General features: G+C 51.8%; 18 protein-coding genes. 3 read left to right on the top strand and 15 right to left on the bottom strand.

The annotated features are described in order from the left end of the window. Positions 1–4: 4 nt before the first annotated feature. The 8 genes from ACFPOF_RS32100 to ACFPOF_RS32135 form a co-directional block, all read right to left on the bottom strand. Positions 5–1,534: an extracellular solute-binding protein gene (locus tag ACFPOF_RS32100; protein ID WP_378140020.1), complete on the bottom strand. Its 1,530-nt coding sequence runs from the start codon at positions 1,532–1,534 to the stop codon at positions 5–7. 48 nt (positions 1,535–1,582) lie between these two features. Then, positions 1,583–2,476: a carbohydrate ABC transporter permease gene (locus tag ACFPOF_RS32105; RefSeq protein WP_378140021.1), complete on the bottom strand. Its 894-nt coding sequence runs from the start codon at positions 2,474–2,476 to the stop codon at positions 1,583–1,585. 21 nt (positions 2,477–2,497) lie between these two features. Next, complete coding sequence (locus ACFPOF_RS32110) at positions 2,498–3,406, bottom strand: ABC transporter permease (RefSeq protein WP_378140023.1); 909 nt, start codon at positions 3,404–3,406, stop codon at positions 2,498–2,500. 191 nt (positions 3,407–3,597) lie between these two features. Beyond that, entirely contained in the window at positions 3,598–4,035 is a 438-nt protein-coding gene (locus tag ACFPOF_RS32115) for a hypothetical protein (RefSeq protein ID WP_378140025.1), read from the bottom strand. A gap of 114 nt (positions 4,036–4,149) precedes the next feature. Further along, complete coding sequence (locus ACFPOF_RS32120; protein ID WP_378140027.1) at positions 4,150–4,650, bottom strand: DUF1854 domain-containing protein; 501 nt, start codon at positions 4,648–4,650, stop codon at positions 4,150–4,152. After that, complete coding sequence (locus ACFPOF_RS32125; protein WP_378140029.1) at positions 4,650–6,842, bottom strand: ABC transporter transmembrane domain-containing protein; 2,193 nt, start codon at positions 6,840–6,842, stop codon at positions 4,650–4,652. The genes ACFPOF_RS32120 and ACFPOF_RS32125 overlap by 1 nt, the downstream gene beginning before the upstream one ends. Next, positions 6,778–7,134 (bottom strand): CD3324 family protein, encoded by a 357-nt coding sequence (locus ACFPOF_RS32130; protein ID WP_378140031.1) that lies wholly within the window; start codon positions 7,132–7,134, stop codon positions 6,778–6,780. The genes ACFPOF_RS32125 and ACFPOF_RS32130 overlap by 65 nt, the downstream gene beginning before the upstream one ends. Positions 7,135–8,779: 1,645 nt before the next feature. Further along, the gene (locus tag ACFPOF_RS32135) at positions 8,780–10,291 is read right to left on the bottom strand and encodes a DHA2 family efflux MFS transporter permease subunit (RefSeq protein WP_378140033.1); all 1,512 of its coding nucleotides are present in this window, start codon (positions 10,289–10,291) and stop codon (positions 8,780–8,782) included. A 236-nt stretch (positions 10,292–10,527) separates the two neighbouring features. Here ACFPOF_RS32135 and ACFPOF_RS32140 point away from each other — a divergent pair, with 236 nt between their 5' ends. After that, a complete protein-coding gene (locus tag ACFPOF_RS32140; RefSeq protein WP_378140035.1) occupies positions 10,528–11,127 on the top strand; it encodes a TetR/AcrR family transcriptional regulator in 600 nt (199 codons plus the stop codon). 69 nt (positions 11,128–11,196) lie between these two features. On the opposite strand, the gene ACFPOF_RS32145 is transcribed toward ACFPOF_RS32140, so the two are convergent. After that, positions 11,197–11,868: a phosphatase PAP2 family protein gene (locus ACFPOF_RS32145; RefSeq protein WP_378140037.1), complete on the bottom strand. Its 672-nt coding sequence runs from the start codon at positions 11,866–11,868 to the stop codon at positions 11,197–11,199. Positions 11,869–11,906: 38 nt separating this feature from the next. Further along, positions 11,907–13,766, bottom strand: coding sequence for an LTA synthase family protein (locus ACFPOF_RS32150; RefSeq protein ID WP_378140039.1), 1,860 nt, complete (start codon positions 13,764–13,766; stop codon positions 11,907–11,909). A 174-nt stretch (positions 13,767–13,940) separates the two neighbouring features. On the opposite strand from ACFPOF_RS32150, the gene ACFPOF_RS32155 reads away from it, so the two are divergent. Beyond that, a complete protein-coding gene (locus tag ACFPOF_RS32155; protein ID WP_378140041.1) occupies positions 13,941–14,237 on the top strand; it encodes a hypothetical protein in 297 nt (98 codons plus the stop codon). Here the strand turns inward: ACFPOF_RS32155 and lplT are convergent. Beyond that, a complete protein-coding gene (gene lplT, locus ACFPOF_RS32160) occupies positions 14,218–15,486 on the bottom strand; it encodes a lysophospholipid transporter LplT (RefSeq protein ID WP_378140043.1) in 1,269 nt (422 codons plus the stop codon). The two genes, ACFPOF_RS32155 and lplT, sit on opposite strands and share 20 nt — an antisense overlap. A 262-nt stretch (positions 15,487–15,748) precedes the next feature. On the opposite strand from lplT, the gene ACFPOF_RS32165 reads away from it, so the two are divergent. Continuing rightward, on the top strand, positions 15,749–17,011 hold the full coding sequence (locus ACFPOF_RS32165) for an S-layer homology domain-containing protein (RefSeq protein ID WP_378140045.1): 1,263 nt from the start codon (positions 15,749–15,751) through the stop codon (positions 17,009–17,011). A 62-nt stretch (positions 17,012–17,073) separates the two neighbouring features. Here ACFPOF_RS32165 and ACFPOF_RS32170 read toward each other — a convergent pair whose 3' ends face one another. The 4 genes from ACFPOF_RS32170 to ACFPOF_RS32185 all read right to left on the bottom strand — a co-directional run bounded on the left by ACFPOF_RS32170 (position 17,074) and on the right by ACFPOF_RS32185 (position 20,924). Then, positions 17,074–17,652 (bottom strand): SCO family protein, encoded by a 579-nt coding sequence (locus tag ACFPOF_RS32170; RefSeq protein ID WP_378140471.1) that lies wholly within the window; start codon positions 17,650–17,652, stop codon positions 17,074–17,076. Between the two features lie 24 nt (positions 17,653–17,676). Next, positions 17,677–18,033, bottom strand: a complete 357-nt coding sequence (locus ACFPOF_RS32175) for a c-type cytochrome (protein ID WP_378140047.1) — start codon at positions 18,031–18,033, stop codon at positions 17,677–17,679. Positions 18,034–18,072: 39 nt separating this feature from the next. Further along, entirely contained in the window at positions 18,073–18,540 is a 468-nt protein-coding gene (locus ACFPOF_RS32180; protein WP_378140049.1) for a FixH family protein, read from the bottom strand. Between the two features lie 173 nt (positions 18,541–18,713). After that, positions 18,714–20,924, bottom strand: a complete 2,211-nt coding sequence (locus ACFPOF_RS32185) for a helix-turn-helix transcriptional regulator (RefSeq protein ID WP_378140050.1) — start codon at positions 20,922–20,924, stop codon at positions 18,714–18,716. Positions 20,925–20,940 lie beyond the last annotated feature (16 nt).

Raw genomic sequence — 20,940 nt, forward strand, 5'->3', positions numbered from 1 at the left:
TGAATTACGACTTGTTTTTCAGGAAGGCATCGATCTGCCTCTGCCCTTCTTCCTGAATTTTCTTGAGTGCGGGACCCGCTTTATCGGAAAATTCCTTCCAATACGTATCCAAGTCCACAGTGCCGTTATAGATCGGCAGCAAGTATTGGTTTTCCAGCGCGTTAAACTGCGACAATTCATTCTGCACGGCGCTTGTATCGAAGTTGAAGCCTGTGAGTACGTCGGTCTGGAAGTTATCGGCGTTGCCGATGAAACGGTTCAACTCAACCGCGGCAGGCTCTTGGTTGGCATCCTGACGATCGTAGGTCGGATTCCAAATCCAGTCGTACGGGAACCAAGGATATTTATCGGCTGTCAGCATTTTGTATTGTTGATTGCCGGCATCTTCCCAGTTCACGCCCTTGATGCCGTAGGCGAGCAAGTCGTAGTTATCTTGGGAAGCGTTCGCCCAATCCAGGAATTGAATCGCTTCTTTCTTGTGTTTGCTCGACTTCGGAACGGTCATGAAATTCCATTGTTTAAATGTCGACGAATTTTTGCCCGGAGTCGCATCGAAGAGCGTAAACGATTCCAAAGCGGACCCTGGCAGATTGGACAACAGGTTTTTCGCCAAATCGGCCTTCAAGCCGAAATCGGTAGCCAAATAAACGGCGGTCGGGTGCGTCGTTACCCAGTTGTCCGGATCTTTGATCGCCATGACGTCCGGGTTGATGATTTTATCGACGTACAATTGCCGTGCATTCTGTATCGCGCTCCAGATCACAGGGCTAGGATCGTCCAGCATGTTACGAATTTTAGGAGAATTCGGCGCTCTGTACAAAATAAAATCGGTCAGCATCGGCGTCATCATGACGTCCGTTCCCTGTGCAAGCCGGAAGTGCACTTCAGACATCGGAATTTGAGTTTGCGGCGTCATCGGAACGATATCCGGGAACTTCTCTTTCACCTGTCTTGCGAAAGCGACAATATCGTCGTACGACTTCACCGGAGGCAGGCCCAGCTTCTCCCTCAAATCTTTGCGAATATAGTACGTCGTCGGCTTGTAGAACGAGTTGCCGAGCGGGATCGCGAGCACTTGACCGTTGATTTTGTTCGCGTCCCACATTTGTTGCGGACGAGCTGCCAGTATGTTTTTCCCGTACTCGTTCAGCAAATCGGAGAGCGGCTCGTAATATCCCGCGGAAGCCATCGCATCGATATGCATCCAAGGCGCGTCAAACATCAAGTCCACCGGCTCGCCGCTCGTCAGCATAATTTGCGTCTTCTGGTGAATATCGGACCAGGATGCGAATACGATATCGAGCTTCACGTTCAGCGTTGGTTGGTTACGCTTCTCGATTTCCGCGATCACTTTATCCATATCGGCAGGACGATCGCCCGGCATTACGATTTTTAAAGTGACGGGGTCTTTGGAAGTACTTCCGCCTTTGTCTCCGCCGCTAGAAGAGGACTCGTTCGAAGATTTGCCGGAGCATGCCGTAACAACGAGCGCCAATAGAAGCAACAAAATGCTTGATTTAAGGAATTTGGCCATTCGTAACAACCTCCACAGGGGATCGATATCCCTCATAATGTACTAGCCCTAACCTTTGACCGATCCGATCGTTAAGCCTTTTACAAAAAACTTCTGAATGTACGGATACAGAAAGACGATTGGCCCGATCGTCAAGCAAACGGTTGCCAGACGCACGCCCTGATTCGGCAAACCTCCGCTATAAGAGCCTGGGCTGCCTTGAATATAGGAAAGAATGTTTAAGTTCGATACCAACTGACGGATCATCAATTGAAGCGGCTGAAGCTTGTAATCGTCGACGAACAGCAGCGCAAGCCACCAATCGTTCCAATAGAAAATGGCATAGAACAAGCTGATCGTCGCGATTGCAGGCACGGAAATCGGCCAAATAATCCGGAAGAAAATACGGTAATCCCCCGCCCCGTCCACAATTGCGGATTCGTAAACCTCGAACGGAAGCGTACGAAAAAACGAGACAAGAATAAAAGTATAAAACGGATTAATGAGCGATGGCAAAATCATGGCCCATATCGTGTCCTTGAGCCCGAGCCACATCGTGATGACGATATAGAACCCAACCAATCCTGTACCGAACAAGATGGTGAAATACGTCAGGAACGATAATTGGTTTTTATATTTGATTTTCGGATGCGCGAGCACGTAAGCAAACATGGAAGTTATGATTACCGCCGCCGCGGTCCCTACAATCGTTACGAAAAGCGTAACGCCATAGCTGTAGTAGATTTGCTTGCCTGTCAGCAAGTATTTATAAGCGTCCAATGACCACTCTCCGGGAAGCAGCCTGAAGCCATGCTTTCCCAGCTCGCTCTCGGATGCGAACGAATTAATGGTGACCAGCCAAAATGGAATAAACGAAAACAAGGCGAACAACGTCACGAAAGCGTATACAAAAACCGATACGATACCGTCGGAGGCGCTGATGCGTCTGAAATGGCTAAGCACGGGCTAACAACCTCCGTTCTATTAAAAAATGCTCGATTCTTTATCGACTTTGCGAATGATCGCATTAAAGACAACGATCGTTACCAGACCCAGCACCGATTGATACAGCCCGATCGCCGACGACATCCCGAAGTTGCCAAGTTGCCGAAGCGCCCGATAAGCGTAAGTGTCGATGACGTCCGTCGTTGAATAAAGCACCCCGTTATCGCCGACAAGACCGAAAATCATCCCGAAATCGCCGTAGAAGATTCGTCCGATTGCCAGCAAGGTAAGAACGATAATCGTTGGTCTGAGCAACGGGAGCGTAATGTGATAAATCCGCTGCCATTTCGTCGCTCCGTCGATTTGAGCGCTTTCATAGTATTCCGGAGATATTCCCGTAATTGCCGCCAAATAGATGACCGCTTGATAACCGGCCGTTTTCCACACGCTAATGATCGTCAGTATCGCCGGCCAATAATGCGGCTTATTGTACCAGGAAATCGGATCCATTCCGATGTCCTTCAACGTTCTGTTGATCAGGCCATCCGACGTGTTCAGCAAAGAGAACAACATCATACTAACGACCATCCACGAAACGAAGAAAGGAAGAAAAGCCATCGATTGAGCGACTCGCTTAAAGACGACCAGCCTAATCTCGTTAAGGAAAATCGCGAGGGATACCGAAACGATCAATCCGAAAACAATGAACAGCGCGTTCAGGAACAACGTATTGGTGGTGACGCGCAGCCAATCGCTGCTTCCGAAGAAAAACTTGAAGTTAGCCCAGCCAGACCACTTGCTCCCCCATAGACCATCGAAATAATTATAATTCTTAAAAGCGATCAAGTGGCCAAACATAGGCAAATAGAAAAATGCAATTAATACCAACAACCCCGGAAGCGCCAAAGAATACAATGCACGGTTACGATTCAATTCACGCCAGATCATTTGTGTTCACCCCCTTCGTGACACCATCATAAGGTCGCCGGGAGTCGTCCACATAGTCTCCGATTTATCGATTCGGTTCGGATTTCATGGATTTGGCCCAAAAAATGGGCAAACATGCCAAAAAAGCCGATCCCCCGCTCTCATGAACGGAAAATCGGCTTCTCTATGTATCAAAAAATGGATATGAAACTTTAGGCGTTTAAGTTCTGTGAGTCGTTCCTGCCTTGAGTCGTCGTTAAGTAACGGAAAATTCCGTATCCGGCAGCTACATAAATCGCCGCATGAACGAGGTCGAACAGTCGCAAGTGCTCAAACGGGAACAGAATCACGAATGCATAGCCCCATAAAGCATAAGATAAAATTTTCACGTCGCGGGAAATCAGCGTCAGCCATGCCCCGACGAAAAAGCCGTAGTACGCGATGAGGTAAAGCGGTATGTCGTTAAAAATCGTATCAAGCGTGTTGAAGCCGTTCAGCGTGGTGACATTGTTAAGCAAAATCTTATACAAAAACTGAATCCCGAGACCGCCAAGCAAAATATGCAGGTGGTATGGCTGGATAAGCTTAACGAATTTGAATGATGCCAGCAGCGTCCGGAGTTCCCGAACGACAACAGCAAACTGTTGCATGGGCAATTCCTCCTTTTTTATCCTATTATACAGCAGCCTGAAAGACGAGATACCAACAATTTAAGAAACCCGCGCTGCCATTCGAACGAATGAGCATCGCGGGTTGCATAGCATCTATATCACATCGGTCAACTGCATCCGGCTGCGCGCGTCGAGCGCTTTCCAATCGGCGATCTCGCATCTCTTGCCGTTAATATCGGTCAGGATGATGCGTCCGCCTCCGGGGAATTGCATGTATTCATGCAAGTTCCTCATCGTGATCCGGGTCGGTCCCAAGTTCGTCTGAAGCTCCCAGATCCATAAATCGGACTTGTTCTTCACGCTGTCCACGCGCGTCACTCGCGGCAGGAAGTAGCGGAATTGAAGCTCGCGTTCCAGCTCCGTTCTGCTCTCGTCGTCCAATTCGCCGATATCCCGGACGATGCCCAGTTCCTCGCCTTTAGCATCCCGGATCGAGATATAATGCGAAACGTAGAGAAACGGGAACGCGCGGTAGACGACCAGCTCCGGATACGTTTTGCCGTCGAGCACGCCCTGGAACACGCCGCCCGGACCTCTGCTGAAGAACGCATCCTCGGGATCGAGGATTCGGATGTCGAATTTGTCGTCGCTCATCAGCCCTCTACCCCCTTGATCTTGGACAGTTCTTGCTGCGCGTCGACCAACTTGCGGTAATACCCGCCTTCGATAGCCAGCAGTTCTTCATGCGTGCCGACTTCGACGACCTTTCCTTTGTCCAGAACGACCAACCGGTCCGCGTTACGAAGCGTCGATAACCGATGGGCGATGGCGAAAGTGGTTCTGCCTTGGACAAGACGGGAGATCGCCTCTTGAATCTGCCGCTCGGTTTCCGTGTCCACCGAAGCGGTCGCTTCGTCCATGATCAGAATACGAGGATCGTGGATGATCGCGCGAGCGATCGACACCCGCTGCTTCTCGCCTCCGGAAAGCCGATGGCCGCGCTCTCCGACGCGCGTGTCGTAGCCGTCCGGCAACCGGACGATGAAGTCGTGTGCGTTGGCGATTTTGGCCGCCCTCATAATCTCTTCCGGCGTCGCGTCCGGCTTGGAATAACCGATGTTCTCCGCGATCGTGCCGTCGAACAGGAAAGTCTCCTGCAGGACGACGCCGATTTGCTTGCGTAGATCGTTCTGGCTTAGCTTCCGCAGGTCGATGCCGTCTATGCGAATGCTGCCTTCGTCCGTATCGTAGAATCGGCAAATCAGGTTGATGAAGGTGGATTTGCCCGCGCCGGAATGGCCGACGAGCCCGATCATCTCTCCCGCCTTAACCTTCAAGTTTACGTCCTTCAGCACGGGATGATGCTTCTCATAACCGTACGTCACCTGCTCGAAAACAACCTCGCCCTTGATCGTGCCGATCGGTTCGGGGTCCCGCGCATCCGGCACTTCGGAAGGCGTATCCATGATCTCGAACACGCGGTCCGCCGATGCCAGCGCATGGCTTGCCCAGTTGATCATTTGACTGACCCATTGCAAAGGGCCGAACAGCATGCCCAAGTAGGCGATGAACGCCATCAGCACGCCGAGCTGCATGTCTCCGCGAATGACGGAATTTCCTCCGTTGTACCAGATCAGCAAGGAACCGATGCCGACGACGAACGAGAACATCGGGAAAAGCCCTTGCCACAAGCCCTCGATCCGAATGTTGTTGCGCACGAGCTCGCGGTTGGCTTCCGAGTAACGGGACATTTCCGTTTTCTCCTGGCCGAACGCTTTGACGACGCGAATGCCTTGCAGAGAATCGCCGACAAGCACGTTCAGCTTGAAAATCGATCGCCACTGCTGGTACCACCGTCTGCCGATCTTCGGCCAGATGTACAGCGATACGAGAACCATGACCGGCATCGGAATGAGCGCAAGCAACATCAGCTTCCAATCCAAACCGAACAGGATCGCGAAAATCGCAATGACGCGGAGCGATTCTCCGCTGACCCAGATGACGCCGTCCGTCATGAACTGCCGCATCGACTCCGCGTCATTGTTGACCCGGCCGACGAACTGCGAAGTCTGGCGCCGGTCGAAGAAGGCAAGCGACAGCCGCATGAGCGAGTTGTATATATCGTTGCGCAGATCGCCCATCAGCTTGGAGCCGACCCATACCCCGATCAGCCCCCTGATCGTCTGCATGGTCGACATCAGCAACGAGGTCGCGCCAAGCCCGAGTACGACCCACAGGATTGCCGAGCCTGCGTTCTTCGGCTGCAGCACGTCGTCGATCATGATTTTGGTCAAATAAGGAGGCACCAGTTCGATTGCCGTGGTCAGCACAAGCAGCACGATGGCGATCGCCATCTGAAGCTTATACGGCTTGGCATACCGCAGCATGCGGCCAAGCGCCTTGCTTTTGCTTTTGCAAATCGGACAAGTCTGTACGTCTTCAGGCAATGTGCTGCCGCAGCTTGGGCAATACCGGGGAAATTCCTTTTCCGAGACGACCGGCAGTTCCTCCTGCTTGGCTATCGCCGTCAGCAGCTTTGCCGCGAAGCCGAACGCCGGCGAAAGCGCCGCCGTATACCGCGCGACGACGACGGGGCCGTCCTTTGTATCCGCGAGCAGCGTGCCGCCGCCGATTCCGCTTACCGCCCTGGCTTCGGACAACGCGCTCGTATTCATTTTAAAAGTCTGCTTGCCTTCCAAATTCCACACCGTGACTTCCGATTCGGAGATCGCAAACCATTGCTCGCCGAAGCGTCCGTCTGGCAATAAATCCGACTTAACGCTAAATATGGGCTCGCCGGACAATTGCCTGAGTATGCTCTCCGGAAGCTTGATGGGTCTCGGCATGCGTTCCTCCGCCCGCAACGGGCTGTCTATGTTTTTTCATAATGATTTTACGGATGCTTTCGCCGCTCAGAAAATACATCCGCTCCAAATCCGCGACGGACGATCCGCCTTCGTGCAGCCGGCATATCTCTCTGTTTCGCTCGGCCAGCAGCTTTCTCGTCCCGCTTACTTCGCCCCAACGGGCACGTTTTTCTTCTAATTTCGGAATATAGATCAGTTCGCCGTTAACGTATTTCTGCAACTCCCGCAGCAAGCTATGGGGAATCACATCTCTCCCATTTTTGTAGATCAAGGTGGCCCTCCTTCAGTTCGATCGAATCGACTTCGAAATTCGATTGTTTCGCGAAAACATTTGCCATCTCTTTCTTCCTCCTCTCGAATTGTGGTTGAATTGCCAATAAGCACGAACGAGTCGTTCGTGCACCCGTACGCGTGCTCAGTTTATTCCAATTTGTTCCGTTTTACAATGAAAATATAATAAAAGAGAGGCCTCGCGCCCTTTCGGCCGCAAGGCCTCTCTCCGTAACGGCGACCTCCGCTAAGCGGAGATCACCTCAAAATGGTAGATCAACTGGATCATCTCCTTTCGTAAAGATTCGTCGGGCCCGACATCTTTATTGTAAGCTCAGCGGGCGCCGCGCGACAGCGAACAAATGGCTATAATCAATCTTTACTCGCGCTCGAATGCGTGCAGCGGCCGTTAAAGAAAAACAACCTTAGTCCGGCATGCAGCCGAGCTAAGGTTGTTCGTTGTTCGGGTAGTAACTTGGTGCTTGGAGCCTCGTGCGAGACTGGGTTCGTTCGCGAAAGAGATGTTCGACTTTTTCGAGCAACTGCCAGCAGCGAGCACCTTCCGGGAGCGAGATGTTCGACTTTTTCGAGCAACTGCCTGCAGCGAGCACCTTCCGGGAGCGAGATGTTCGACTTTTTCGAGCAACTACCTGCAGCGAGCACCTTCCCAGAGCGAGATGTTCGACTTTTTCGAGCAACTGCCTGCAGCAAGCACCTTCCGGGAGCGAGATGTTCGACTTTTTCGAGCAACTGCCTGCAGCAAGCACCTTCCGGGAGCGAGATGTTCGACTTTTTCGAGCAACTACCTGCAGCGAGCACCTTCCGAGAGCGAGATGTTCGACTTTTTCGAGCAACTGCCAGCAGCGAGCACCTTCCGGGAGCGAGATGTTCGACTTTTTCGAGCAACTGCCAGGAGCAAGCACCTTCCGGGAGCGAGAAGTTCGACTTTTTCGAGCAACTGCCTGCAGCGAGCACCTTCCGGGAGCGAGATGTTCGACTTTTGAGACTGCCGATTAATTCTGAGTATCTTCCTCTCAGGTCGACTTTTGTGTGGGAATTTATAATGCCTTACCAAAACAATTAATCGACAGTCTCCGAAAGAAAGTAACTTGGTGCTCGGAGCCTTGTGCGAGGCTGAGTGTACAATCGTGAGTAACTCTGCAATTGTGGACTGAGTGCTTAAACAGACGAGAAGAATTGACCCACTTGTTATCCAATGGCGAATTTGCTATAATAACTAATCGTAGAAGTTGTAACCCTCTGATTTTTCCTCAAGGAACTCATTGCTCGGTTTCCCACATTCCTTAATCTCATGATTCAGATCGGCTGCTGGAAGGAACACGAATTCTCACTGGCGCGGCCATGGAGCCGCAAGAACGATGGAGAGGTAGGGCTATCGTTGTTTTCGTGGAAGTGAATGAAGGAACGATCGCGCGGTTGCGCTTCAATATTAGACCCTCGCCAGTCATGCGCGAGGGTCGTCCAATTTTAAACGCCATTTAGTCAGGCTTACTCTAACTACAGATTGGATCAGTTGAGTATAAGCGGGTCGTAATTCATACTTCCCGCTCGAATCGACAAAAAGGCGGCACCCCGATAACCGGAAGTGTCGCCTTAATCTTTATATTGAAGCCAAGGTCGATCGATCAGTGGCCGACGAATACCGGCACTTCGGCGCCTGCGCTTTCGTGCCCTTCTTGTTTCTTCGGCTTGTTCAGCATGAGTCCAAGAACGCCGCCGACGATGGCGATGCCGACCAAGATGAGGAACGTGTAACCGAAGGACGATGCGAACAGTTCCGGCACCGTTTTCTTCACGCCTGTCGTCGCCATCTCTTCTTTTAGGCTGTTCAGCTTTGTTGCGGACAGCGTCGTCAGAATGGCAATCGCGAACGACATCATCACTTGCTGCGCGGCGTTCGTCAGCGACGTAACGCGGCCGACGAGATTTTGCGGCGCGGATTGGATCAGATGGTTATTCAGCGGCATCATGAACAATCCCATACCGGCGCCGAGCAACGCAAGCGGAAGCATAACCGCGATGTCCCCGGAAGTAGCCGTAATGTTGGACAGCAGCAACGCCGATGCCGTCGTCAGCGTCATGCCGGCGATAACAAGCGGACGCGCGCCGATTTTATCGGAAAGTTTGCCGCCGATCGGCATGAACAGACCGGACGCAAGCGCCTGCGGAAGCATAATCAAGCCTGTTTTCAACGGGCTGTAGCCGTGCGCTTGCTGCAAGAACAGCGGAACCATGAACATCGTACCGAACATGGCGATTTGCGAAATCCATTGTACGATAATGCCCTTGGTGAAGTTGCCGGAACGGAATACACGCAGTTCAAGCAACGGATTGTTTTTCCTGAGTTCCACGATGATAAACAAGATTAACGCAACGATTCCGATGCCGGAACCGATCAGTGTCGTATTGTCCAACCATGTCGATTTGCCCGTAACTTCATCGACGCCTCCTTGCGAGACGCCATAAACGAGAGCCGCGAACGCGAGAGGTCCCAGGATCATACCTAGCAAATCGAGGCCGGCAACAGATTGACGCTGAATGTTCGGCAAAGAACGTATGCCGAGGAAAATGCCGATAACGCCGATCGGAAGGTTAATCAAGAAAATCCATTGCCACGTATGATATTCGACGAACCAGCCGGCAATAACCGGGCCGAGCGCCGGACCGAGCAGAATCGGAACGCCCATCATCCCCATGATCGCGCCGACTTTGCTCGGCGGGGACAACCGATAAATAAATGCCATAGCGATCGGGATAACGACACCGCCGCCCGCGCCTTGAATGATCCGGTACGTAATCAGCAGTTCGACGGAGTTCGCCGTCGCGCACAGTCCGGAACCGATCGTAAATAAACCGACGGAGATCAGAAAAATTTTCTTCGCGCCGTAGCGATCCGACAGCCAACCCGCAAGCGGGATAACCGCGGCTTGTGCGAGCGCATAGCCGATAACCGTCCATTGCACAAGCGACAAGCTCGTCAGGTGAAACTCTTGAACCAATTTCGGAAGGGCGACGTTAACCGCAGTACCGTCCAGAATGACCATGAAAATGCCGACGACGATCGCGATAAGCGGCCCGAGGATGCTGCGCATCGAGAAAGGCGCTTCTGCCGTTGCAGGCGTTGCTTTTGAAGCCATGTATGAATTTCCTCCAATCCAGATATCGGGTAACCTTCCGTGCCTCTCTCTCACGCACATTGACCGACAATGACCTTGGCGGTACAATGAATACAGAAGCGGGCCGTCAAAGGCTATCCCGTGTATATAGCGGACAATTGTCCGTTTAACTTCGATGTTACCGGACAATTGTCCGGAAGTCAATAAGCGGACTTCGAACGATTTGTAAATTTTTCTTCTACTCGAGGTGATCATCCATGTCCATTCGCCGTGAACGAAGCGATGCCGTGGAGCATCGCAAACTGATCCTGCAAACGGCGGCGCAGCTCTTCCATCAATATGGCGTTCAGCCGGTCAGCATGCACCAAATCGCCAAAACAGCCGGCATCGGACAAGCGACGCTTTATCGCAGATACGCTCATAAAGGCGATCTTTGTCTTGATATGCTGCAGGATTTCGGCAAAACGCTCCTCGCCGATCTCGAAACCTATCTCGAAGACAATCGAGATCTCCCACCCGTCGAACGGCTTTCCGGCATTATTAACCATTGGATAGACGCGATGGAGGAGCAATCCGAATTAATTCTGGAAATGGAATCGAAAATGAGTTGCAACGACAAGAACGGCAACTTCTTTCTCTCTCCGATATACCGGTATTTTCGGAGTAAAATCTCAGCTATCGTATCCGAAATCGCGACAGCTAAGCCAACGCCGCTCGTAGACTGCGACTTCGCCGCCCATTTGATTATTTGTTCGATGTCCCCCATCGGTTATTTCCACCTTAAACAAGAGAAGAATTTAACCGTGGACGAAATGAAGCAGCAATATCGCAGGCTGAACTTGCTTTGCCTATCATAAGCCTCACAAAAAAAGCGGAAGAACGTCCGGCAATAACTGCCGAGACGACTCATCCGCTTTTCGCCTATTTTACGCTTCGTAAGAACGTTGTTTCTGCCTTTCGCGGCGGGACGCTTTCAGTCGGCGTTCCATCAAAATCATAACCGCAGTCACAACTTCGACGAGGAAAAAGCCGGCGAGCGCATCAAGAATAACGTGTTGCTTCACGAACATTGTGGACATAATAATAAGGCTGGACATTCCGGTAATCAGTGTTACGTTCCATTTGTTGCGGAATTCGCTCGTCCAGACCATTCTCATTACCATGTAGCTGGAGAAACAGTGGATACTCGGGAAGCAATTGAACGGCTGGTCCCGGTTATAGATGTATCGCACCAAATCCGAGATCGGATCGCTACCGGTCACGATCGGACGCGGCACCGTCGTCTGAAATACCGAGTAGATCAGGTAGCAGAGCATCGCGCATACGGCATAAGTAAGCAAGCCCTTGTAATACGTGTTAACGTCTTTCTTGAAGAAGTAAATCAAACAGACGTAGATGTAGAAAATCCAAACGGAATAAGGCAGAGCGAACGCTTTAACGAACGGAATCGATTGGTCGAGCGCCGTTACAAGGCTGTATACTTCTCTGTTTTCCGTGTTGTTCGTCCAGGCATACATGAGACCGAGAATCGGAAATACGAGCATCCATAAGAGCGGTCTATATTTTTTCCACTCTATGCGATTAATGGCTGCAATCACGTCATTTCCCCCTTTGTCTATCTTATTGTACAAGTTGTTCAATCATGCTTAGGCAAACTTTGAACGTAACTATCCGACAGTCGCAACAGTGCCAAAGCTCTATTGTATTCATCTTCCGTCGAATCGGTGCGATCGGCCTTTGCCCCATCGAACGGGAAGTTCGCGCCATCGGCATATTGCAGACCAGGAACGAAAATGCCTTTGTTGTTAATAAACGAACCGGAAGGCAAGTAATATCGCTGCGGGAGCAAGTTGGACGTCTGGTTGAGCAAATCCTGGCCGAAGTGAATATGGTTTTGCAACGATACTCCTAGCAGATTGGCCACCGTCGGGAAAATATCGACTTGACCGCCCGTCTGCGGGAGCACTTTCGGCTCGTCGATGCCCGGCGCCATAATCGTCAGCGGAATGTTCATCATTTCCGGGAATTTGTATTCCCTGCCGTACAGCTCTTTCATCAATTCTTTCTCATGATCGCTGAGCGAATAGATCGGCAATCCCATGTGGTCTCCATAAATGACGATAACCGATTTGTCCCACAGGCCGTTTTTCTTCAGCTTCTCGATGAACAAGCCGAGCGCGTAGTCCGCATAATTCTGCGCTTCGATATAATTGCCGACTAGCGTGCCATCATATCGCTCGGGCAGCTTAAAGCGGATTTTGCGACTCGGAATATCAAACGGGTGGTGCGACGACATCGTAATGACTTGAGAGTAGAACGGTTTGCCGCTCTCGCTCATCTTCAGCAGTTCGTCCGCCGTCTTGTCGTACAATACTTCATCGGAAGGACCGAAGAACACGACATCGTCATTTCCGAAAAACTTGGCGTCGTAATACTTCTCGAAGCCAAGGGCCGAATACAGTTGCTTTCGATTCCAGAATTGGACGTCATTCGTATGGAAAGTCGCCGTCTGATAGCCGTGCGCCGCAAGTTCCTTCGGCATGCTCGGCAGCGCCAGACTGCCGTAATCCTGGGAAGCTGCTCCGTGCTGCGGCACGTAAAACGACGTGTTGACGACGAATTCGGCGTCCGACGTGTTGCCTTGCCCGACTTGCTGGTAGAAGTGCGGAAAATAAAAATGGCTGCGAGCAAGTTCGTTCATAACCGGCGTTATTTCTTGTCCGTCGATCGTTCGATTGAGCAGGAAGTTCTGCATCGCCTCGACTTGCAGCACGATCAAGTTACGTCCTTGCGCCTTCGCCCAATAAAGCGGACTAGCTTGCTCGCTAACGCCTTTCAGCTTGGCGATCGCTTCAGGCGTAACGTCGCTCGAATCTTCCACTTTCTCGTTAAAGCTAGAAATGATCGCGTATGCTTCATAGTTAATAATGCCCATGTTCTCTGCTTGCTTCAACTCGTTAATGCTGTCGCGATGAATCCATACGTTCATGACGCTAAGCGCTGCGGACAGGAAGAAAATCGCCGAGATAAGCACGTTCGACTCCCGAACGGCACGCGACTTGCCCCATTGGCGAAAGCGGCGGTTCATGAACAACAGCAGGAAAACGACGATATCGGTGTATATGAACAAGAAATACGGGTGAAGCAAAGAAAATACGCTGCCTCTGACTTCCGTGACTTGCCCGACTTGCTGCAACGCGTGGTAAGTGACGATGACTCCGAAGTATTTGTAATACATAATGACTGCAAAGAAAATCGAAGTCAACACTACGTTAACGGCGATATACACGCCAAACTTTCTCTTCGGCGCAAGCCATTCGATCAGACAGAACAGCACCCATACCGACGGGATACCCGTGAATAGCTGAAGCCACACAGATGAACTATCGAAGACGACGTAGTGCGCTAACGCGATTTTGGCCGCCATAATGATCGTGAAAAAAATAAAAGGCTTGGCTAACCAACCGCCGACCTTTGACGCATTCGTGCGATGCATTCGCTATTCACCTCCAGAACCTTATTCATTATATCTAAAGATGACAGCGGATTAAAGTACGCTTTGAAGGAAAGTCACCTAAAGGTTGGCTAAAGCTCGAGCGCTCGCGTATAATGTACCCAATCGAAAAACCCAACTGTATCGCGAACAACATCCAAAAAGGAGTTACCGCCCATGGCCATTTCCTATACCCGTCCCTACGATCACATACTGGACGATCTGTCCCGAGCGCTAACGACTGTGCCGAGGTTTTACGAAGCGTTCGAGATGGAAGACGAAGATTGGTCCGAGCTTAGCAAAGACGAACGCGATGTCTGCACGCGCACGCTCGCCGACGACCTGTTCTACGTGCTGGGCACCGAGCCTTCGGCGGATGTCGGCCAAGGCCGCGCCGAATACGACGCGGGCCATGCCATCATCCGGGTATCGTCCGGCGATGTTCTCGTTCACGTTATTTCTTTGCGTGACTGACTTGGCCGCTTGCTGCGACCTCATTGATGTGCGCCGGACTATAGCTGCGTCTGACCGCTCGGATCTGCGTCGCCAAGTAGACGAAGAACAAGGTCAAAATGACACCGATGCCGATGACGGAATCGTTGACCGGCACATCCATTTTCCTTAGCGTCAAATACAGGAACAGCCCGACAACCGTTAAGCTGTTTTCTATAAAATTCTGAACGGCTATCGTCCTTCCGGGACCGATGGCCGTTTTTCCTTCTTCCTGAAGCATCGTGTTCAGCGGAATAAGGAAAATACCGCCCATAACGCCGGTCAGGAACAACAGCACCACCGTCGCCCACACTTCGTGGGTGAAATTCGCCGCCATCACGGCGCCGACCATCGCGATTCCGTAGAAAAAACTTCTGTACAGCTTACCCTCAGGAACGAACTTCGGCGTCAGGAAGGCGCTGCCGACGACGCCGAGCGCCGTCACTCCGATGATCATCGACTGTTGATCCGTATTCTCGATGCCCAGATTCAGCGGCAGCCAGGCGATAAGCGCGATGCGCAGCACCGAAGCCGTCAGCCAGAAAGCACCTGTACCGATCAGCGAGAACCGGCTTCTCCGATTCGCGAACAGCTTGCCAACATCGCTGAAAAACTGCCCCGCCGCTTGTCCATATCGAATGCGCGGATTGCCTGCACGTACAGGCACAAGGAACGTCATGGCAAGCGATAACAGGTAAATGAATAAGCACGTCAGTATAGCCGGCAAATCCGAATGGGCGGCGAGGAATCCGCCTGCGACCGTACCCAGCAGAATCGCCAATATCGTCGAACCTTCCACCTGAGCGTTCGCTCTCAGCAATTCTCCTTCGCTCCGCGTCAGTTCAGTCAATATGCCGTATTTGCCCGGAGAATAGACAACGGCGCCTATGCCGACGAAGAAGTAACAGAATGCGGGCGGCACGCCAAGCAGCAAGAGTAGAATCCCCGTCGCCTTAAGCAAGTTCCCGGTGAGCAAGACGTGCGTCTTTGAATTTTTGTCTGCGAACGCCCCGACGACCGGAGCCAGCACGACATAGGCAATCAGGAACGCCATCTGAATGTACGTCACCGTACCGTCCGGATCGCTTGCCCCCTCCCTCTTGACGAGACCGACGATCAGGAAAAAGTTCAAATTATCCGAGAACGCGCTCAGAAACTGGGTCCATACGACCGCGCTAAGCGGCGAAAGTTTATTGCGCAAACGAGCTAACATTTTCTTCCACCCTTTCATATCAGCCTTCCTATTATACTCCTTCCGAACCGGTTCGTCCTCCCTGTGTTCGTTTGCAAGATAGCGATAGTGCCAAATGTCTTGCCCCGCGCGGCTTTCGAGTCTTTGGACCCAGCGCAATCCGCGCCTTAAGACCGCCGGGCGATCCCGATCGAATAGAACTCGCGTCCGTATCCAACAATTATCTCTTTATGTTTAGCTTATAAAGTCGACTTTCGACATTCATCAACTCATTGTGACTAAAGTACCCGGGAGGATTCTCATGCGTCGCTTGACCCTTATCGCCGCAATCGTCGCGCTGCTAGTCGGAGGCGGCGAAGCGTTGGCCGGTCCCGCACCGGCGCCAACCGCGCCAGCATCTAAACAAACAGCGCCATTCAAAGACATTAAAGGCCACTGGGCCGAAAAAACGATTGTCGAGATGGTCGGGAAAGGCATCCTGGATGGTTTTGCGGATGGCACTTTCAAACCGAATGCACCGGTGACCGTCGATCAGTTCATTAAAATGCTGATCCTGAGCTACTCTGATCTTCATCAGAACGGAGAAAGAAGCTGGAACGCGGCATTCCTGCAATCGCTCAGCCCCGACAATCAGACGATCCTGAAGCAGGATTACCGCTACTTCGCTTTTAAGCCCGCCATGACCGGCTATTGGGCGAAACCTTTTATCGATGTCGCCAGCGATCTTCACTTCCTGAACAAAAGCCGCTATACGGACTTCCAGGTCGCGATGACTCGCGAGAACGTTGCGGAAATCATTTATTATACGTTGCAGGAAACCGAGTTTCTGGAAGATCCCCAGTACAGTCTCGGTTTGGCACGCGCTTACGGCGACTTGACCAGCGCGTCCGAGCGCGGCCAGAGATTCATCGGCGAAACGCTTGCCAAAGGCATCATGCAAGGATATCCGAACGGCTTTTTCGGCGTCGGGGACAAAGTGACCCGGGCGCAAGCGCTTATGCTGCTCGACCGATTGGTCGACAAAAAGAAACGAATCGCCGTCCAGCCGTCCGATCCGAACGGTCTGCAGCTTGCCGTTCCGACCGTCGGCGGAGGTACCCGTGTCGTTGTGTTCCCGGACCGTCGCATGCGCGATGCTTATGACGTGTTGAAGCAGATCGGGCAAGCACGGGGCTCGAACCATGAACTGATCGACACGACGCTTCGACTGTTCAAGGATCAGAAAGAGAAAGATACGGTGACGGCGTTGTCCGCTGATACTGCCAAACTAAAGGAAGAAACTGCGCTGTGGCTCGACCCGCAGTATAACTCTTACGGCATCACGATCCGACTTCGTGACGGCGCCCTCGCCCGCAATCAGGAAGCGATCGAGACGTTCTCCAACTTCCTGTTCTCCTACAACGCAGTAACGTTCCGCGGTTGGTTCAACGACATTTGCAATGCCGTCGCCGCCGGAACGAAAGTGTCGTCCAAACAATTTGCCGTCGGTGACGATTCGGTTAGCGTTGTCGTCGATATGACGGAGAAGACGGTCGTCTTCTCCGTGTCGCGCAAGAGCGTCTGAAGACCGAAATCAAAAGGGGTATCGCTTGCGCTTGATGGCGCAGACGATACCCCTTTTTCAGCTTATTTCAACAGTGATTTCACATCTTTGACGATCTGCTTGTAAGGCGGATCTTGCCCATCATAGCTAGCGACAACGGTGCCTGTCTGATCAACCAAATAAAACGATGTGCCGTGGATCACTTGATCGGAAGACGCATCTTTCTCAACGGCTACCTTATAGTTCGTTCGAGAAAAGCGCCGGATCTCTTCGAATGAATATCCCGTTAGGCCGTGCCAGTTGACGTCGTCCTCGCTGAACTTGCCAAAATACGCCTTCATGCCTTCCGGCGTATCGTTCTTGGGATCGACGGAGAACGATACAAGTTCGGCCTGAACATCCGCTTCCTGCAATTGTTGCTGCAGCTTCGCCATATTGGCGGTTAGCATTGGGCACACGGTCGTGCATTGGGTGAAAATAAAGTCGGACACCCACACTTTGCCGCTCAGATCGGATAACGCGAAAGGTTTGCCAGACTGATCCGTATACGTGAAAGGTTCGAGTTTATAGTTCAGATCGTTCGGCTTGTTATTGCCGCACGCCGCAATCGCCAATGCGCACGCCAGCAACAAGGCCGTCAAGAGCAACTGTCTTAACTTCATCAAAGCAATGCCCCCCCCCCTATCTTATTTTTTGGCAGCCAGCCATCCGGCGATTTGGTCGATTTCGTTCTGCGATAACTTCTTCTTGAATGCCGGCATCCCCCGCCTTCCGCCGCCGATCGTCTCCGCCAGCTCTTCCTTCGAGCGTTTGGCTCCGATCGTTTGAAGATTCGGTCCGACCCTTCCGCCCAGATCGGCGGCATGGCAAGCGATGCAATTGCTTTTGTACAGTGCCATCGCTTCCGGCGAATCCGATTCGGGTGCGGACACGGCGGCGCTTGAAGCGGCAGGGTCCGACTGTTTGCCCGAGCCGGAGTTACTTCCGCAAGCGGAGAGCAACAACATATTGATGAGCATGAATGCGACAATGGATAATTTCATATCAAAATCCCGCCTTTTCCGAATAAATGTAGTACCGAATCAATGCTTGTACGTGCTTTTGTCCGGCCTGGCGGCAGCTTCGGCAATCTCTGCGGCAGAAACGTTGCCGACGATAAGCTGCTTGCGCGGCATATTGTGCATGTTTCTCCCGGAACAATGCGCAATCACGTAATAAATGCCGGCCGCTTCGAACGTCTGCTCCATGTCGTATACGCCGTCGGTTCGATGCTCGCCTTTCACGGTGTCATGATTTTTCTGCCCCCTTTGCCATATTTCAAATTCAACTTTCTTGGCATCGTCAACCGGTTCGCCTGCTTGCGTGATTCTCGCTTCGATTCGGACAGGTTGCCCAGGCAGCGGCTTCTCCGGAATCGAACTGATCTGGACTTGAATAATCTCCTGTACTTCATTTTTATTAGCGGAATCGCCTTGCGCACAACCTGTCGTCAACCATACGGCAACAGATAGGGCGATCATCGATGCGGCTACACTTTTATTCCGGATCACCAGCTTCATGCTCCTTTGCTTCGAACGTTATTGTCCATGTTAGCAGAGCATCGAAACGGAACGGGATAGCTATAAAGAGCTAAAGAAGCGTCCGATTGTTACCGAATGATGAAAAAAAAAAAAACTTCCCACTGGATCTCTGTCCAGTGAGAAGCTTCTTTTCATTCGGGTAGTTAAAGGGGCAGCTGCGCGTATTCGTCGGGCTTGATCCCTTCGTAGCGGACGAAAGCCCGTTTGAACGAATACACATTTTCGTAACCGACACGGTGCGCAACATCGTCGACGCTGTTCTTGTCGCGCAACAGTTCCTTTGCGGTTTCCATCCGCAGCCTGCATAAATAATCGTAAAAGTTAATGCCGGTCACTTCTTTAAACAGCTTGGAAACGCCCGAAACCGACATTTGAAACAGCTCCGCGAGTTTCTTCAGCGATACGTCCGAAGCCGTATAGTTGTCGTTTACATACTGTAGCAGCTTTCCGCCGGCCTCCATCGTCAAAGGCGTGTTGGAGTAACGAACCCGCTCGCAAATAAGCATCCCCACTTCAGCCATGTAACCCCACATCGCATCCACATTTTCGGCTTTGCGCCTATTCTCGAACTGTTTGGCATAAATACCCGCGTCGATATTCAGCTCGCGAAGCACCCTCAGCATCGTTTCCATAAGCAAGGTGATCAGCTTCGCCATACTTGCCTCGGGAAGCTGCCGCTTCCGATTTTCTACCCCGATCTCATCCAAAATATGCGTCAGCGTGTCCAGATTGCCGACTTTCAGGTTGTTAATCATCTGCACTTCCCAATCGGTCGGGTAGTAATATTCCACATCCGGAAGATAGGCTTCCTTATCGTGGAGATGACTGCGTGCGAACAGCGCAACCTGCAAGCTTTCGTTAGCTGCATAATAGGACTTGCTGATGCCGACTAGTCCCGATTCGACCGCCCCGTGGAAAACGTCCGGCTGGAAGCCGCAGGCTTCCATGATTTGTACGACCATCTCGGAAGCGATATGCGCCATCGCGCCATCGCCGCCGAAAGGCTGATTGGAAGAGATAATCAATGCCTTGTCCGCGTTCGTCACCTCAAACAGTTCGTAACGAAGCTTGTGCCGGGTCATCACGCTATCCGCCGCCATGATCGTCGCGATCTCGCTCTTCCGCATCGTGTCCGCGTCATCCCTGGCGTGATTGGCGTGAAAGCTGATAACCATCGCGCAGTAAAACATCTCGTCCGTGTAGCCTAGTCGGAATTTGTTCAATTCATTCCAGTGCTGCTCGTCCGTAAAATAACCCTTCAACAAGCGCAGAAGCAGATTCGACTTCGCCGCGCTTTCGTAGTCCTGAACGGCCTGCTGAAGCCTATCGTTCTCCGTCATCAAGCGATCGAAAGATTTCTCGATCAGATTGTACTCCGATCCCGTATCGTCATTTCGTACAGCGACAGATAACTTACGCAGCAGAGCCGCAAGCGGCCGATAGCTGATCTTCGCCAGCAAGAACGCCGCGACGGCGCCGAGCGGAACGGAGATGAGAATAACAAGCAACGGGCCGAGCAGATTTTGCATGTCGAGCAGCGTATTCACCGGGTAGGTCACCGTATACTGCCAATTGCTGGCCCGAGACGGAACATCGATTCCATAGGTTGCATCTGCTTCTTGACTGTTGCCAGCCGCAGGTTGCATCAGGCGATAGATGGGCTTTTCTTGATCGGAAATGACGATTTCACTGTAGTCGCTGCCGCCGGATCGCTTCAAATAATTAGTGAAATAAGACTGGTCGATAAATAACAGCAGCACAGCGCGCGGGTTGTTGACGACCTCCAGGCTTTGAAGAACGGGGATGACCCGTTTCTGGTCATCCCATAACTTCATATTGACCGGCTGCATGATTGTAAAATAAGCGTAATCCCGCAATGCTTCGGCGAATTGCAGTCTCGTCTTCTCATCGAACTCAGCGACCGACAACATGAAGTCATCTACGGCGTATTCGCCCCACGGCGAAAAAACAAGCTTCTTCTCCGGGTAAATGACAACGCCGAACGAAAGAATGTTCAGTCCGTCGATCGTGTTCTGAAAGCTGTTCCGAATTTCCAGCTTTCGTGTCAAGTCGAACTCTTGATCGTACACATTCGAATTCGCCATCAGCTTAACGACCCATGATTCCTCGCCGAGCGCTTTGCCGAAGTTTTTCAACTCGTTTAATTTGTTATCTACGCTATCCGCAATTCGCTTCGCGTCCACCGCATGCTTCTCATGCAGCTCTCGTTTCTGCTCCATCACGTTCCGATACATGTTCAATACGCTGAACACGATGATCGGGATGAGCAGGATGGCGGTGTAGGAAAGAAACGTTTTTCGAAACGTACTGCTGGAGAAGCTTCTGTTTCGCAAGTTCGCACCTTCCTTC

Origin of the sequence: Cohnella soli, assembly GCF_042655525.1 — a bacterium.
Classification (GTDB): domain Bacteria; phylum Bacillota; class Bacilli; order Paenibacillales; family Paenibacillaceae; genus Cohnella; species Cohnella soli.